Raw genomic sequence first — 16,108 nt, 5'->3', positions numbered from 1 at the left:
ATAGCTGTGAAATTGCACATTAACATGTGGCTCCAAAATTTAGGGATAGCATGTAGTATTGCATCGTTGTTTACACTTTTCTTCCGTCTATCAGATTTTGCATGGATCACAAAAAGTGTTTATCATATACCAGTATTTTTTGTCTTATTATTTTTGTTAAGTTTAGTTATTGCAGAGGATGTACGAAAAGTATTTAAGAAATTATTTTGGTACGAAAAACGTAAAGTACAGCGTCCTATATGGCAAGTTGGGATTGGATTCATTTTCTTCCTAGCGCAAATTGGTACTGTCATGGTATTTTATTCAGAGCTTACACATCCGCAGCTAGGCGGTATGCCATTATTTTTAGTGTTTGCCTTTATGAATGCCTTTATTTTGACAGTTATATATGAAGAGATTTTTTATCGACAAGAAAAAATAAATGAGGCCAACGAATAACATGAAGAAAGTCAATTGCGATGTGCAATTGGCTTTTTTTGTATAGTTAATATAATGATGTAGAAATTTTCACGATTCTCATCGTTATGATTGGTAAAATTACCGTTTTCTCGATAAAGTAAAAAGAAGAGGCATTTTCAAACATACGTTTTCGTTTTACAATTAAGAGGACGACGACGCAGGAGGATAAAATCATGACAAAGGAAAAATTGCTATTATTAGACGGCAATAGTTTAGCGTATCGTGCTTTTTTTGCGTTACCACTATTAACGAATGATAGTGGAATTCATACAAACGCAGTATACGGCTTTACAACAATGCTACAAAGAATATTAGAGGAAGAGCAACCAACGAAAATCTTGGTTGCCTTTGATGCAGGTAAGACAACGTTCCGCCATGAAACATTTACGGAATATAAGGGTGGTCGACAAAAGACTCCACCGGAATTATCTGAGCAGTTTCCTTATATACGGAAACTTATTGATGCTTATGGTATTAAGCGGTATGAGCTTGAGTTGTACGAAGCGGACGATATTATTGGGACACTTGCTAAAGAAGCTTCATCGCAGGATATGGATGTCATCATCGTATCGGGAGATCGTGACTTAACGCAACTCGCAACTGAACAGGTAACAGTATATATTACGAAAAAAGGCATTACTGAAATTGAGAAAAATACACCAAACTTTATTGAAGAAAAATATGGTTTAACGCCTCAACAAATTATTGATATGAAAGGTTTAATGGGGGATGCTTCAGATAATATCCCTGGTGTACCAGGTGTCGGTGAAAAAACTGCCGTTAAATTGCTAAAAGAGCATGGTTCGGTGGAGGCACTTTATGCGGCAATGGATGCGGTGAAGGCTTCTAAGATGAAAGAAAAGCTAGTTGCCAATGAAGAACAGGCACTAATGAGTAAAAAGCTTGCGACCATTTTTACGGAGGCGCCTATTGCAATAACGCTTTCTGACCTTGCTTATAATGGTCCAGATGAGGAAGAATTAATGAACGTGTGGCGGGAGCTTGGCTTTAAATCACTGATCGATAAAAGTGATTTTACTGTCCAAGAGGAAGAGCAAGCACCGTTTGATTATAAAATTGTGCAAGAAGTTAAGACAGAGCATTTAAAGGATGTCATGGCAGTGCACTTAGAGCTAGAGGATGAGCATTATCACACATGTCAGCAACTAGGCATTGCTTTAACAGATGGCATGAGCACAACTTATGTGCCGTTTGATATTGCGGTTAAATCAGATGCTCTTCGCCTTTGGTTAGAAGATGCTACAAAAATAAAATATATGTCAGATTCAAAGGCAGCACAAGCAGCGTTAAAACGTGCAGGTATTCGTATAGCGGGTGTTGAATTTGACCTATTACTTGCTTCTTATATTAATAATCCTGGACTTAGTGGGGATGATGTGGCAACACTTGCAAAGGAACTGGGTTATCGTGATGTGCAAGCAAATGAGGTTGTTTATGGGAAGGGAGCAAAACGTGCTATACCTGCCATTGAGGCACTTGCTGAGCATGCTGGTCGCAAAGCCTTTGCTGTATGGTCATTACAGCCAAAGCTAGAGGCATTATTAAAGGAAAATGAACAGTTCGAACTCTATAAAAACTTAGAACTTCCGCTTGCTTCTATTTTAGGTGAAATGGAAAGTGAGGGTATTACGGTTAATCGTGGTACTTTGGAGAAGATGGGCCAGGAGCTAAACGACAAATTAGTTGTAATTGAGCAGGAGATTTATGCGAAGGCAGGAGAAGCCTTTAATATTAATTCACCGAAGCAGTTAGGCGTTATTCTCTTTGATAAACTTGGTCTTCCTGTTATTAAAAAGACAAAAACGGGCTATTCCACTGCAGCGGATGTATTGGAAAAATTAAAGCCAGAGCATGCTATTATCGAGCATATACTTTTGTATCGTCAGCTTGGAAAATTACAGTCAACTTATATTGAAGGATTGCTGAAGGAAATCCATAAAGAGGATGGAAAGGTGCATACACGATTCCAACAAGCATTAACGGCTACGGGACGTCTAAGCTCAACGGATCCGAATTTACAAAACATCCCGATTCGTTTAGAGGAGGGACGAAAAATTCGACAAGCATTTGTCCCATCGAAAGAAGATTGGATATTGTTTTCTGCCGACTACTCACAAATCGAATTGCGAGTATTGGCTCATATGTCAAAGGATAAAAATTTAGTGGAAGCTTTCCGTGAAGATATGGATGTTCATACGCGAACAGCAATGGATGTATTCCATGTCTCAGCAGATGAGGTCGATAGTAATATGCGACGCGCTGCAAAAGCAGTAAACTTTGGTATTGTTTATGGTATTAGTGATTATGGCTTATCACAAAATTTAGATATTACTCGTAAGGAAGCTGCTACATTTATCGAGAAGTATTTTGCGAGCTTCCCGGGTGTAAAAGAATATATGGATGATATCGTGCGAGATGCGAAGTTCAATGGTTATGTAACAACGATTTTAAATAGACGCCGATATTTACCTGATATTGCGAGCTCTAATTTCAATCTACGAAGCTTTGCAGAGCGTACTGCGATGAATACACCGATTCAAGGGAGTGCAGCTGATATTATTAAAAAAGCAATGATTGATATGGACGCTCGCTTGAAAAAAGAAAATATGCAGGCAAAGCTTTTATTACAAGTGCATGATGAATTGATTTTTGAAGCACCTAAGGAAGAGATTGCAATGCTTGAAAAAATAGTACCAGAGGTTATGGAAAGTGCGATCGAGCTTGCTGTACCGCTAAAAGTGGACTTCAACTACGGCGCAACTTGGTACGAAGCAAAATAAGGAGGAGTTAAAATGCCTGAATTACCAGAAGTTGAAGGAGTCGTCCAGGCATTAAAACCTAAGATTGAAGGGCGTACAATTCAGCAAGTTCAACTATCTGAAATTATTCGTTTTTCCTTTGGAGAGGGAAAGCAATGTATTGTGAAGCAAGCCGAACCGGATGCGTTTGAAATGTCCTTGTGTCAAATGACGATTACAAAAATCGAACGACGTGCAAAATACATTTTTTTTCATTTGCTGAAAGAGGATGTTCCTTATGTACTTGTCAGTCATTTAGGCATGACAGGAGCGTGGTTTGTAGTAAATTCGCCTGAGGAAATCGAGGAAGCGAAATTTCAAAAGCATATTCATGCGACATTTCACATGGCAGACGGTGGTTATTTAATCTATTCGGATATTCGCCGCTTCGGTGAACTGCGTTTTTTAACAAAAATTGAGGATCATGCCCCATTAACAAAAATGGCGCCAGAACCATTTGATGAAGTAGCTTGTGATTTTTTTATTGCTAAATCAAAGTTGCCGAAATATGAGAAAAAAGCCGTCAAAGAAGTAATAATGGATGGGCAGGTTATTTCTGGCTGTGGCAATATTTATGCTACGGAGGCGTTGTTTGCTCAGAAAATTCATCCAGCTCGTTCGATGAATCGTATTAGCGATAAACGTAAGCGTGCATTATTTGAGGCGATTGTTGCTGTTTTACATCGAAGCATTGAGGCAGGAGGTTCAACAATTTCAGATTACCGTAATATCAATGGTGAGGCTGGAAGTATGCAGAATCGACTGCAAATGTATGGGAAGAAAATGTGCCCAGTGTGTGAAACTGCAACAAGCCAGATGACGATAGGTGGGCGCACATCAGTCTTTTGCCCAAATTGTCAACATTAAAGGGGATTTAACTATGATTATCGGACTAACAGGAAGTATTGCCAGCGGAAAAAGTACAGTAGCGAAAATGATGACAGCACTTGGATTACCGATTGTCGATGCGGATATTGTAGCACGTGATGTCGTAGAACCAGGAACGGAGACATTAACGTTAATAGCCGAAAATTTTGGACAAGATATATTGCTAGAAGACGGTAGTTTAAATCGCGTTAAGCTTGGTGATATCATTTTCCATGAACCTGCAAAGCGTAAAATTTTAAATGATATTATGCATCCGGCTATTCGCCAGGAAATGTTACGCCAGCGCGACGCTTATTTAGAGGCAGGGGAAAAGCATGTTGTGATGGATATTCCATTATTATTTGAAAGTAAATTGCAGCATTTTGTTGAGCGTATTCTTGTTGTATCGGTTAGTGAAGAGGTACAGCTTAGACGCTTAATGGAGCGCAATAATTTATCGAAGGAGGATGCGTTAGCACGTATGCATTCTCAGCTACCTATGTCTGTCAAAGAAAAAGGTGCCCATGCGGTTATCTACAATAATGAAAACTTAGAACATACAGAGAGCCAATTGAAAAAAATCCTGACGTATTGGGACGTATTATAAATGAATTAAGAATCAGTAAAATTACTCGATGCGTAGCAAGAACATCTTGCTGCGCATTTTTTTGTGGGCTTATGCCAAAATAAAGACTGAAATTTGACGATTTTATTTTTCAGAAAATAAGAACTTTAATATTATGACATATATAATGTTCATCTTTTTTAAAATTGTGTTATACTAATCAGCATAAAGTATATAATTAATCTGAGTATGCACTCACAGGAGGATTTTATAAATGACAGTATCAGTTGCTATTAATGGTTTCGGACGTATCGGACGTATGGTTTTCCGCCAAGCGATCGTACAAGAAGGTTTAAATATTGTTGCAATTAACGCGAGCTATCCAGCTGAAACGTTAGCACATTTGATTAAGTATGACACAAATCACGGAACATTTGAAGGTACGGTTGAACCAGCAGGCGATGCTTTGATTGTAAATGGTAAACGTGTTCAAATTATTAGCGAACGTGATCCATTAAAATTACCATGGGCAACAATGGGTGTGGATATCGTTATTGAAGCAACTGGTAAATTTAATGATCGTGAAAAAGCAGCAATGCACTTAGAAGCAGGCGCAAAGAAAGTAATCTTAACAGCACCTGGTAAAAACGAGGACGTAACAATTGTTTTAGGTGTAAATGACGAGAAACTTGATATCGCACAACATGATGTTATTTCAAATGCTTCTTGTACAACAAACTGCTTAGCACCAGTTGCTAAAGTATTAAATGACACATTTGGTATCGAAAGCGGATTAATGACAACAGTTCACGCTTATACAAATGACCAAAAGAATCTAGACAATCCACATAAAGATTTACGTCGTGCACGTGGATGCGCACAATCAATTATTCCAACATCTACAGGTGCTGCAAAAGCATTAAAATTAGTGTTACCAGAATTAGAAGGCAAAATTCACGGTATGGCACTTCGTGTTCCAACACCAAACGTATCATTAGTTGACCTTGTAGTTGATTTAAATACAGACGTAACAGTAGATGCTGTTAATGCTGCATTTGTGAAGGCTGCTACTGAAGGTCCAATGAAAGGTATCTTAAACTTCTCAGTTGAGCCTCTAGTATCTTCTGATTACAATACAACAACTTACTCTTCTACAGTAGATGGACTTTCTACAATGGTAATGGGTAACCGCAAAGTAAAAGTACTTGCTTGGTACGACAATGAGTGGGGTTATTCTGCACGCGTAGTAGATCTTGTGAAAAAAGTGGCAAAAGCTTTAGAAACAGTAAACGCATAATAATTATAATGAGCACATTGAAATCCAAGTGGTTTCGATGTGCTCATTTTTGATAATAGTTAACTTGAGTTTCTCTAATATATTGTCTATTGTCTGCTTTATCTGGTCGTAAATAAACTTCTATAACAACCTCAATCACAGATTTGCTTCAAAAATCTTTTGTCTACATTCTGGGCAAGAAGAGTGAACTACTCGGTGCTTTTGATTATTCCTTCCTATAATATCACTTTTGCTTGTTCAAACCCTCCTTTGACTTCAATTAGCATACTCTTACGCTTTTGATCATCAGTTGTTGCTAGACATATCTAACTGCCTTGATACGAAATGAGATTCTTAGGTATCTTCTTTTGTCTATACGGGAAATTTGTTATAATAGAAATATTAAATTGTTGTGAAATCAGGAGAGTAATTATATGAGATGTCCATCTTGCCAATTTAACGGAACGCGTGTAGTGGATTCGAGGCCTGTAGATGATAATAAAGAAATTCGTAGACGTCGTGAATGTGAGTCATGTGGCTTCCGCTTTACAACGTTTGAAAAAATTGAAGAGACACCGTTAGTTGTGGTGAAAAAGGAAGGTTCACGAGAAGAATTCAGCCGTGAAAAGGTACTTCGTGGACTTATTCGTGCTTGCGAAAAACGTCCTGTTTCTCTTGAAGTACTTGAGGGACTAGTGATGTCTATTGAAAAAGATCTTCGTCGCATTGGGAATTCTGAAGTCCAATCTGAGGATGTAGGGGAAATGGTCATGGATCGCTTAGCGAAAATCGATGAGGTTGCTTATGTGCGCTTTGCTTCGGTTTATCGTCAATTTAAGGATATCAATGTCTTTATTGAAGAAATCAAAGAGATTATTCAACGTCAGACAGAGCAGAAATCATAGAAAAACAGAGAGGGTGAATGACGTTGATTCATTTGTATAAGGAATTGCAGCCCGCTGATCCTTTTGACATTCGTCTACCTCATGCACTTTCTACGCAGGAACGTCAATTAGTAACACTATTTTATCAGCCTTTAATTGGAGCGGAGCCAATCAGCCTTTATTTAACACTATGGGCAGAAGCCGAGCAAATGCCAAGGCAGCAAATGACTCATTATTTTTTAATGAATGTGCTAGGGCTTCCAATTGGTAAAGTATTTGAGGCACGTATTGCGCTCGAAGCAATTGGTTTGTTACGCACATGGAAAAAGGAAGATGCTGACCAACGAAGTTTTTTATATGAGCTTATGCGACCGCTTGATGCAGATAGCTTTATGAAAGATCCACTGCTGTCGATGTTTTTGTTTAGTAAAATTGGGGAGCAAGCTTATCGGAAATTGCGTCAGCGTTTTATTCCTTCTGCAAGAGATGCAGAATTTAAAGAGGTATCACGTGCTTTCATAGATGTTTTTAAGCCAGTAAGTACAAAGATTCCAGATGATTTACAAGTGGATACAAGTCGTAAGGAACAACAGCAAAAAGTGTATCCGTTTTATTTTGAACAGTTTGATTTTGAATTACTGCAAGCGGGCTTATCGGAGCAACTAGTGCCGAAAAGCTTACTAACAATTGAGGTACGTGAAAATATAGCAAAATTAGCGTTTTTATATCACTTAACTGCACTAGATATGCAAAAAGTAGTGATTCTTGCATTAGATGATGACCTAGGTATTTCACTGGATCGATTACGTAAGGCAGCTGCGGATTTTTATAAGCTAACGGTATCAAAAGAGCCACCAAAGCTTGCTAGAGTGAGTGAGCCATCGTCTCTTGAAGAATCCGGACAAAAAACAAAGGATCAGGAGCTTCAACATTATTTAGAGACGACTCCGCCAGTCCAAGTACTGCGAGATATTAATAATGGCAAAGAACCTCTACAGACTTCCGTACAGCTTGCTGAAAGTTTAATTGTCCAGCATGGCATGCCAGTAGGCGTTGTCAATGCTCTTTTGGAATATGTCATGTTAACAACTGATATGAAGCTACCTAAAAAATATGTGGAAACGATAGCAGATCATTGGGTACGTAAAAATATTCAAACAGCAAAGGCAGCAATGGAGCTAGCACGCCAGGAGCATGATAAATACACTGCGTGGAAAAATAAGCCCCAGCAGACACCGAGGAAAAGTAATCAAGGTGTTAAAGGACGTTCAGGAAATCAACGTGAAGAGAAGGTACCTGAATGGTTTTACAAGCGTAACGAGCAACAAGAAGAAAACACTTCCAGCACGATAGATTTTGAGCGAGAGCGTCAAAAAATATTGGAAATGCTAGGGAAAAGTGATAAGTAAGGAGGGTGAACGACAATCGAACCAATTAATGGACCATTAAAAAGAGCAATTAATGTACCATCATTTCAAGAACGTTACGAAGCGATGCGTCGAGAAATTTTAGAAAACCCTCGTGTACAAGAATTTTTAACAGAACATGCAAATGAGTTAAGCTATGCGACAATTGAACGTAATTTACCTAAGCTTCATGAGTTTATTAGTCAATCTACTACTTGCTGTGGCTGTGACAATACAGAAAGTTGTACAAACTATTTAAAAGGTTTTTTACCAACTTTACGTGTAGTGCGGAGTACCATTGAAATTGATTATGTGCGATGTGAGCAAAAGATACGTGAGGAAGAGCGTCGTGACGTAGCTAATATGATTGCGAGCATGCATATGCCGAAGGATGTGCTGCAAGCGACAATACAAGATTTACTCATTGACGATGAATCTCGTGTTATGATTGCGCAAAAAGCGGCACAATTTGTGAAGACAACATTAGAAACAGGAAAGCTTCCCGCAAAGGGTTATTATTTATATGGAAAATTTGGTGTAGGAAAATCTTTTGTACTTGGTGCACTTGCGAATGAGTTAGCCTCCATCAAAATTCGTTCAGTAGTTGTTTTCGTGCCTGAATTTTTACGAGAAATGAAAAATGCAATTGGCGATAATACATTGAATGAAAAAATTGATTATGTGAAAAAGGCTCCGGTGCTCATGCTTGATGATTTAGGAGCTGAAACAATGACCGCATGGACTCGTGATGAAATTCTGGGGACTATTTTCCATTATCGTATGGCAGAGCAATTGCCAACGTTCATTACATCTAACTTTAATTATGATGAATTAGAGCATCATTTAGCACAGACGCAAAAAGGTGACATAGAAGTCGTGAAGGCTGGACGTATTATGGAACGTGTCAAAGCCTTGACAGAGCCGATTGAAATGCGCGGGAAAAATCGCCGTATGTAAGATTGACTGTTGCATTTTGCGACAATCGAGCGTATACTGTCTCATATAATAATTAAGAAAATGCATTGATGAGGACATGAGTTTTGTGTATCAGCTTTTAGAGAGGGAAGTCATTGGCTGTAAGCTTCCTAGTTAGAGCACATCATTTACTACCTACTGAGCAGCGAAAGGGAAAATCTTTCGCCGGTCCCTAGCCCGTTAGCTAGCCTTGAGCTTCGTCTGGCTTATTAGAGTCGGAAGGAAGAAGGGTGGAACCACGAGCATACGCTTCGTCCCTTTTGTGAGGGACGGAGCTTTTTTATTTTCTTGGGTAGTCGCTTGAATCTACTCACACCGGGTAAAAGATGCTCAATCCGGAAAGTCTATACCGTTTTCCAATCAATGTATCCCAGAAAAACATTAAGGAGTGCAAACAAAATGTCAGATATGATTAAATTAACTTTCCCAGATGGCGCAGTAAAGGAATTTGCAAAAGGTACATCTACTGATGATGTGGCATTATCAATCAGCCCAGGACTTCGTAAAAAAGCGTATGCGGGTAAAGTAAACGGTGTCTTAGTTGATTTAAAAACACCAATTGAAGAGGACGCAACAATCTCGATTATTACACAAGATGATGAGGAAGCACTTGAAATTCTACGTCACTCGACTGCACACTTAACAGCACAAGCGATTAAACGTTTATTCCCAGAAGTTAAACTTGGAATTGGTCCAGTTATTGAAGGTGGATTCTACTATGATATTGATGCACCGACACCAATTACAGCTGAAGACCTACCAGTAATCGAAAAAGAAATGAAAAAAATTATCGCTGAAAACCTTGAAGTAGAGCGCAAAAATGTTAGCCGTGCAGAAGCACAAACAATCTATGAAGAGGTTGGCGATGAATACAAATTAGAATTACTTGAAGCAATTCCAGCAGATGAGCAAGTATCTATTTACCACCAAGGTGAATTTTTCGATCTTTGCCGAGGCATCCACGTACCATCAACTGGCAAGCTTCGTGAGTTCAAACTTCTTTCATTAGCGGGTGCTTACTGGAGAGGTAACTCGGATAACAAAATGCTACAACGTGTTTATGGTACAGCATTCTTTAAAAAAGAAGAATTAAAACATCACCTTCAAATGCTTAAAGAAGCAAAAGAACGTGATCACCGTAAAATCGGGAAAGAATTAGAATTATTTACAACTTCTCAAAAGGTTGGTCAAGGATTACCACTATGGCTACCAAATGGTGCGACAATCCGTCGTATTATTGAGCGTTATATCGTAGATAAAGAGTTATCACTTGGTTACAAGCATGTTTACACACCAGTACTTGGTTCTAAAGAGCTTTACCAAACTTCTGGTCACTGGGATCACTACCAAGATTCAATTTTCCCACCAATGGAAATGGACAATGAAACATTAATTATGCGTCCGATGAACTGTCCTCACCATATGATGGTGTACAAAAACAGTATGCATTCTTATCGTAACCTACCATTACGTATTGCAGAGCTTGGTACAATGCACCGTTACGAAATGTCAGGAGCTGTTTCAGGCTTACAACGTGTACGTGGGATGACTTTAAACGATGCACATATCTTCGTTCGTCCAGACCAAATTAAAGTGGAATTCCAAAAAGTAGTACAGTTAATTTTAGAAGTTTACAAAGACTTCGATTTAAATGATTACTCATTCCGTTTATCTTACCGTGATCCAGCAGATACTGAGAAATACTTCGATGACGATGCAATGTGGGAAAAAGCACAAAGCATGTTAAAAGAAGCAATGGATGAGCTTGGTTTAGATTACTTCGAGGCTGAAGGTGAGGCTGCATTCTACGGTCCTAAACTTGACGTACAAGTGAAAACTGCAATTGGTAAGGAAGAAACGTTATCAACAGTACAGCTTGACTTCTTATTACCAGAGCGCTTTGACCTAACTTACGTTGGAGAAGATGGTAAACCACATCGTCCAGTTGTTATTCACCGTGGTGTCGTATCAACAATGGAACGCTTCGTTGCTTTCTTGATCGAAGAATATAAAGGTGCATTCCCAACTTGGTTAGCACCAGTACAAGTTGAAGTTATCCCGGTTTCAAACGAAGCACACTTTGATTATGCAAAACAAATTGAAGAGCAATTAACTGCAGCGGGCTTACGTGTTGAAATGGATGACCGTGAAGAAAAATTAGGCTACAAAATCCGTGAAGCACAAATGAAAAAAATCCCGTATATGCTTGTCATCGGTGATAAAGAAGTTGAGGCTGGTGGCGTTAATGTGCGTCGTTATGGCTCAAAAGATTCAGAAACAATTAGCTTCCAAGACTTCCTAGCTAATATTAAAGCAGAAATTACAAAATAATTTTAATGATTTTGCCGGTGAATTTGTTCAGATTGAAAAAGGATTAGAATTCGCTGGGCAAGATTATCAAAAGTTTGGGATGACATTTGTTAGAACGTATGTCATTTATATAAGTTGATTGGAGTGGAGGCTGGGCGACTCCTTGGGGATCAGCGTCACAGATGAGACCCTGGAGCGAGCAACGCGAGTGAAGCGGCTCATCGGACGCCCCCAGGAAAGCGCCCAGCCGGAACGGAAATCAACCCCACGTTTTGATGAAAACCGTCATAATAGTTTAGATTAAAAGTTTTTAGGTTATTTTATTAGAAATAATTTAAATAAACATTTGACAGCTTATGAAGTACATGTTAATATAGTTAAGGTTAATGAATACAAAGTTTGTGGTTGAAGTAGAGGCTGCCCGCTTCTCACCTGATACAACGCTTTTAGGCTGTGAACAGGTATGACACGTTGAATTGTTTTGCGCTGACTTGCGCATGCACATATAGCGGGCGGACATCTTCAAGTGTCCGTCCTTTTTTTATGGACATGACAAGAGGATGTACCGTTCAACCGGGCAAGGCTTTGCCCAAACCATGTATTCGCGACAACTACTTGGAGGTGGATTACTATTAGCAAAGACATGTATGTAAACGAAGGCATTCGCGCACGTGAACTTCGATTAATCGATCACAATGGTGACCAGCTTGGTGTAAAGACACGTAACGAAGCGCTAGAAATCGCCACTCGTGTAAACTTGGATCTTGTCCTTGTGGCCCCTCAAGCCAAGCCGCCAGTCGCTCGTATCATGGACTATGGTAAATTTAAGTTTGAACAGCAAAAGAAAGACCGTGAAATTCGTAAAAATCAAAAGGTCATCGTAATGAAAGAGGTTCGTCTGAGCCCAACAATCGATGAGCATGATTTCCAAACGAAGCTACGTAATGCGATTAAATTCCTTGAAAAAGGCGATAAAGTAAAATGTAGCCTACGTTTCAAAGGTCGTGCGATTACACACAAAGACATTGGTCAACGTGTATTAGATCGTTTTGCTGAAGCTTGTGCTGAAGTATCGACGGTTGAACAAAAACCGAAGATGGAAGGCCGAAGCATGTTCTTAGTTCTTCAACCAAAGAACGAGAAATAATATTAGACGAACAGTTTAGGAGGAATTCGACATGCCAAAAATGAAAACTCACCGTGGAGCTGCGAAACGTTTCAAAAAAACGGGTTCAGGTAAATTAAAATATGACCGTGCTTATGGAAGCCACTTATTCGCAAACAAATCTACAAAACAAAAACGTCACCTACGTAAAGCAAACATCGTTTCATCTGGTGACTTCAAACGCATCAAATCATTACTTGTTTACATGAAATAATTTGACTACACAAACAAAATACTAACATTCATTTTTAAATGAAAAGCAGGAGGTAATTCATATGCCACGCGTAAAAGGCGGAACAGTGACGCGCAAACGTCGTAAAAAAGTATTGAAATTAGCTAAAGGTTACTACGGTTCTAAACATACATTATATAAAGTTGCTAACCAAGCAGTGATGAAGTCAGGTCAATATGCATACCGTGACCGTCGTCAGAAAAAACGTGATTTCCGTAAATTATGGATCACTCGTATCAACGCAGCTGCTCGCATGAACGGTCTTTCATACAGCCGCTTAATGCACGGTTTAAAAGTTGCTGGTATCGAAGTTAACCGTAAAATGTTAGCTGACCTAGCTGTAACTGATGCAGCAGCATTCACTCAATTAGCTGAATCTGCTAAAAAAGCAGTAGCTAAATAATTTTTGACGAAGTTAAAAATTATTTCAGCACCGAAAGCGAAGCGACAGGTGCAAAATTTCTTACAAGACTGATGGACTTATCCGTCAGTCTTTTTTGTGTTAGAGTAGTAGTAAATAATAAAAATAAAGGAGTACTCAATGGCGCAAGCATTATTGGCCTATATGGCAGTTGTTTCTATAGTTCTGCTCGTGATGATGGGCTTGGATAAAACAAAAGCGAAAAAGCATGAATGGCGTATTGCTGAACGTACGTTATTTACATTAGCAATTGCTGGTGGTGCAGTAGGTGGCGTACTAGGGATGTATTTATTCCGTCATAAAACACGCCATAACAGTTTTGCATTTGGATTCCCGTTACTAGCAGCTATTCAAATTTTTATCATCGTACAAATCTGGTGAAAAAACGCAAAAATATTCCGATAAAACTTAAAAAGTTTCCGATAAATCTCGAAAATATTCCGATAAAGCCTAAAATGTTTCCGATAAATCGTAAAAAATGTTGCGATATATTAAAAACACATCCTCATCAAGAGGATGTGTTGTGCATAAGCTTTTCAATGGGTTGTTTCCAGTTTATTTTTGCGCTTGGATAGTTCAATAGGATTTCCTGCTGGAGGTATTCAAAGTCTTTTTTCGAAAAACCTTGCAGTTTAGCGGCGTCACGGGCGCCAACAAAAATCGTAACAACTTCAAAGGCATCATCAGTAGTACCAAGGTATTTTTCACCTTCGAAAAGAGCACCCTTATAAGAGATAAAGAAATTTTTTCGTACATTTTTGACGTCATCATAAAAATAATAGTGGCCTCTTTCATAGGCTTCATCAAGTTTTCGCTTAGGATCGGTTATATAACGAATCGCTTTATAAAATACATAGATAATAAGCGCAATAACAGCAAGTCGAATAAGTAATGGCAACATTTTCAATTTCCCCCTTGAAGAAAGGTTATTCCCTCCTATACGATTGAAGGGGGCAATTAGTTTCACTTTTTATAAATAATTTTAAGAAATTTAGGAGAAAAAAATGAATTTACAACATTTGTTTAAAATGCAGAAAGAGCTTGATGATTTCATCGAGAAAACACAAAAAATTGATCGTGATGTATTTAAAGAAAAAGGTTTAGCATTAATGGTAGAGCTGGCCGAACTTGCTAATGAAACTCGTTGCTTTAAGTTTTGGAGCACAAAGGGACCCTCAGAGCGTGATGTGATTTTAGAGGAATATGTGGATTCTATTCATTTTATATTATCACTTGGCCTATTAAAAGGTTTTACAGCGATAGAAAAATGGCCAGTAATTGAAGAGAAGCGAGATTTAACAGAGACATTTTTAATGACACAGGACTATATTTTAACGTTTATTAGTCAACCAACAGAGGATAGTTATTTAGCTATTTGGCAATGCTATGGATTACTTGCGTACAATCTAGGTTTTACGTTTGAGGACGTTGTTGGGGCCTATATAGAGAAAAACGAAGAGAATTATAATCGTCAGCGTTCGGGATATTAAAGTAAGAAATACACCAATTTTCAGACGATTTAGGCTAGGAATATTTCGGTAAACGAAGTATAATAGAGGGGATACAAGGAGCAGGAGGCAAAAGGATGACACAACTAGATCCAACATTACAAATGTTTAAAGATTTAACGGATGCGAATGGTATTGCAGGTAATGAACGTGCACCACGTGAGGTTATGAAAAAATACATTGCACCATTTGCAGACTCAGTTGAAACAGATAATTTAGGGAGCGTCATTGCTAAAAAAGTTGGCGATGAAAATGGTCCTAAAATTATGGTTGCCGGTCATTTAGATGAAGTAGGCTTTATGGTTACTCAAATCGATGACAAAGGGTTCATCAAATTCCAAACTGTAGGCGGTTGGTGGAGCCAGGTTATGCTTGCGCAGCGTGTAACAATTACAACACGTAAAGGCGATGAAATTATTGGGGTTATTGGTTCAAAACCACCTCATATTTTACCAGCAGATGTGCGTAACAAAGTGGTAGACATTAAAGATATGTTTATCGATGTTGGTGCAGCTTCAAAAGATGAAGTGCTTGAATGGGGCGTACGTCCTGGCGATATGGTCACACCATATTTTGAATTTAACGTGATGAAAAACGAAAAGTATCTATTAGCAAAAGCGTGGGATAACCGTATTGGTTGTGCAATTGCAATAGATGTTATGAAAGCTTTGAAAAATGAAAAGCATCCTAATATTCTTTATTCTGTAGGGAACGTACAAGAGGAAGTAGGGCTTCGTGGTGCGAAAACTGCTACGCATAAAATCCAACCAGACATTGGCTTTGCTGTCGATGTAGGTGTAGCAGGAGACACACCAGGAGTAACTGCGAAGGAATCAACTAGTAAAATGGGCGCTGGTCCACAAATTGTTGTCTACGATGCCTCAATGGTATCACACCGTGGCTTACGTGAATTTGTATTAGATGTAGCAGATGATAATAATATTCCATACCAATTCGAAGCAATGGCTGGTGGCGGTACAGATGCTGGCTCAATGCACATTACTGCTAATGGAGTGCCAGCACTATCAATCGGTATAGCTACACGCTATATCCATTCACATGCAGGTATTTTACATCGTGACGATTATGATAATGCTGTAAAATTAGTGGTAGAAGTTATTAAAAAATTAGACCGTGATGCAGTGAATAAGATTATTTTCGACTAATTTAGTATAAAGAACTAAATTGAACTATTATTTTTGCCTTCTAACTAGGATGTTA

General features: G+C 38.6%; 17 protein-coding genes. 16 read left to right on the top strand and 1 reads right to left on the bottom strand.

The window, feature by feature from the left end:
- Nucleotides 1-6 precede the first annotated feature (6 nt).
- From AB9L17_RS18665 to AB9L17_RS18600, 14 genes are all read left to right on the top strand, one after another.
- Nucleotides 7-438, top strand: coding sequence for a DNA polymerase I (locus tag AB9L17_RS18665; protein ID WP_068983956.1), 432 nt, complete (start codon nt 7-9; stop codon nt 436-438).
- A 194-nt stretch (nt 439-632) separates the two neighbouring features.
- Nucleotides 633-3,260, top strand: coding sequence for a DNA polymerase I (gene polA / locus AB9L17_RS18660; protein ID WP_375199619.1), 2,628 nt, complete (start codon nt 633-635; stop codon nt 3,258-3,260).
- Nucleotides 3,261-3,272: 12 nt separating this feature from the next.
- Nucleotides 3,273-4,145 carry a bifunctional DNA-formamidopyrimidine glycosylase/DNA-(apurinic or apyrimidinic site) lyase gene (gene mutM, locus AB9L17_RS18655; protein WP_068983954.1) on the top strand — a complete coding sequence of 291 codons (873 nt, stop codon included), beginning with the start codon at nt 3,273-3,275 and terminating at the stop codon, nt 4,143-4,145.
- Nucleotides 4,146-4,158: 13 nt separating this feature from the next.
- The gene (gene coaE, locus AB9L17_RS18650; protein ID WP_068983953.1) at nt 4,159-4,752 is read left to right on the top strand and encodes a dephospho-CoA kinase; all 594 of its coding nucleotides are present in this window, start codon (nt 4,159-4,161) and stop codon (nt 4,750-4,752) included.
- Between the two features lie 232 nt (nt 4,753-4,984).
- Nucleotides 4,985-6,007: a glyceraldehyde-3-phosphate dehydrogenase gene (locus tag AB9L17_RS18645; protein ID WP_068983952.1), complete on the top strand. Its 1,023-nt coding sequence runs from the start codon at nt 4,985-4,987 to the stop codon at nt 6,005-6,007.
- 413 nt (nt 6,008-6,420) lie between these two features.
- On the top strand, nt 6,421-6,891 hold the full coding sequence (gene nrdR, locus AB9L17_RS18640; RefSeq protein WP_053592410.1) for a transcriptional regulator NrdR: 471 nt from the start codon (nt 6,421-6,423) through the stop codon (nt 6,889-6,891).
- 17 nt (nt 6,892-6,908) lie between these two features.
- Nucleotides 6,909-8,279, top strand: coding sequence for a replication initiation and membrane attachment family protein (locus AB9L17_RS18635; RefSeq protein ID WP_375199618.1), 1,371 nt, complete (start codon nt 6,909-6,911; stop codon nt 8,277-8,279).
- A 24-nt stretch (nt 8,280-8,303) separates the two neighbouring features.
- Nucleotides 8,304-9,233 (top strand): primosomal protein DnaI, encoded by a 930-nt coding sequence (gene dnaI / locus AB9L17_RS18630; protein ID WP_375200815.1) that lies wholly within the window; start codon nt 8,304-8,306, stop codon nt 9,231-9,233.
- Nucleotides 9,234-9,650: 417 nt separating this feature from the next.
- Nucleotides 9,651-11,582, top strand: coding sequence for a threonine--tRNA ligase (thrS, locus tag AB9L17_RS18625; protein ID WP_375199617.1), 1,932 nt, complete (start codon nt 9,651-9,653; stop codon nt 11,580-11,582).
- A 142-nt stretch (nt 11,583-11,724) separates the two neighbouring features.
- Nucleotides 11,725-11,865: a hypothetical protein gene (locus AB9L17_RS18620; protein WP_223555419.1), complete on the top strand. Its 141-nt coding sequence runs from the start codon at nt 11,725-11,727 to the stop codon at nt 11,863-11,865.
- Nucleotides 11,866-12,204: 339 nt separating this feature from the next.
- Nucleotides 12,205-12,708 (top strand): translation initiation factor IF-3, encoded by a 504-nt coding sequence (gene infC, locus AB9L17_RS18615; protein ID WP_024363824.1) that lies wholly within the window; start codon nt 12,205-12,207, stop codon nt 12,706-12,708.
- Nucleotides 12,709-12,739: 31 nt separating this feature from the next.
- The gene (gene rpmI, locus AB9L17_RS18610) at nt 12,740-12,940 is read left to right on the top strand and encodes a 50S ribosomal protein L35 (RefSeq protein WP_004226312.1); all 201 of its coding nucleotides are present in this window, start codon (nt 12,740-12,742) and stop codon (nt 12,938-12,940) included.
- A 61-nt stretch (nt 12,941-13,001) separates the two neighbouring features.
- The gene (rplT, locus tag AB9L17_RS18605; RefSeq protein ID WP_049667524.1) at nt 13,002-13,361 is read left to right on the top strand and encodes a 50S ribosomal protein L20; all 360 of its coding nucleotides are present in this window, start codon (nt 13,002-13,004) and stop codon (nt 13,359-13,361) included.
- Nucleotides 13,362-13,499: 138 nt separating this feature from the next.
- Nucleotides 13,500-13,760, top strand: coding sequence for a DUF1294 domain-containing protein (locus tag AB9L17_RS18600; RefSeq protein ID WP_375199616.1), 261 nt, complete (start codon nt 13,500-13,502; stop codon nt 13,758-13,760).
- Nucleotides 13,761-13,887: 127 nt separating this feature from the next.
- On the opposite strand, the gene AB9L17_RS18595 is transcribed toward AB9L17_RS18600, so the two are convergent.
- A complete protein-coding gene (locus tag AB9L17_RS18595) occupies nt 13,888-14,280 on the bottom strand; it encodes a sigma-w pathway protein ysdB (RefSeq protein ID WP_068983948.1) in 393 nt (130 codons plus the stop codon).
- Between the two features lie 103 nt (nt 14,281-14,383).
- Between AB9L17_RS18595 and AB9L17_RS18590 the strand changes: the two genes are divergently transcribed.
- Nucleotides 14,384-14,869: a dUTP diphosphatase gene (locus tag AB9L17_RS18590; protein WP_068983947.1), complete on the top strand. Its 486-nt coding sequence runs from the start codon at nt 14,384-14,386 to the stop codon at nt 14,867-14,869.
- 95 nt (nt 14,870-14,964) lie between these two features.
- Nucleotides 14,965-16,053 carry a M42 family metallopeptidase gene (locus tag AB9L17_RS18585; protein ID WP_068983946.1) on the top strand — a complete coding sequence of 363 codons (1,089 nt, stop codon included), beginning with the start codon at nt 14,965-14,967 and terminating at the stop codon, nt 16,051-16,053.
- The last annotated feature ends 55 nt before the right edge of the window (nt 16,054-16,108 follow it).

It is taken from the genome of Lysinibacillus sp. RS11 (genome assembly GCF_042019215.1).
Taxonomy (GTDB): domain Bacteria; phylum Bacillota; class Bacilli; order Bacillales_A; family Planococcaceae; genus Lysinibacillus; species Lysinibacillus xylanilyticus_A.
The sequence above is the reverse complement of the archived record's forward strand: the minus strand, read 5'-3'. Positions and strand labels throughout refer to the sequence as shown.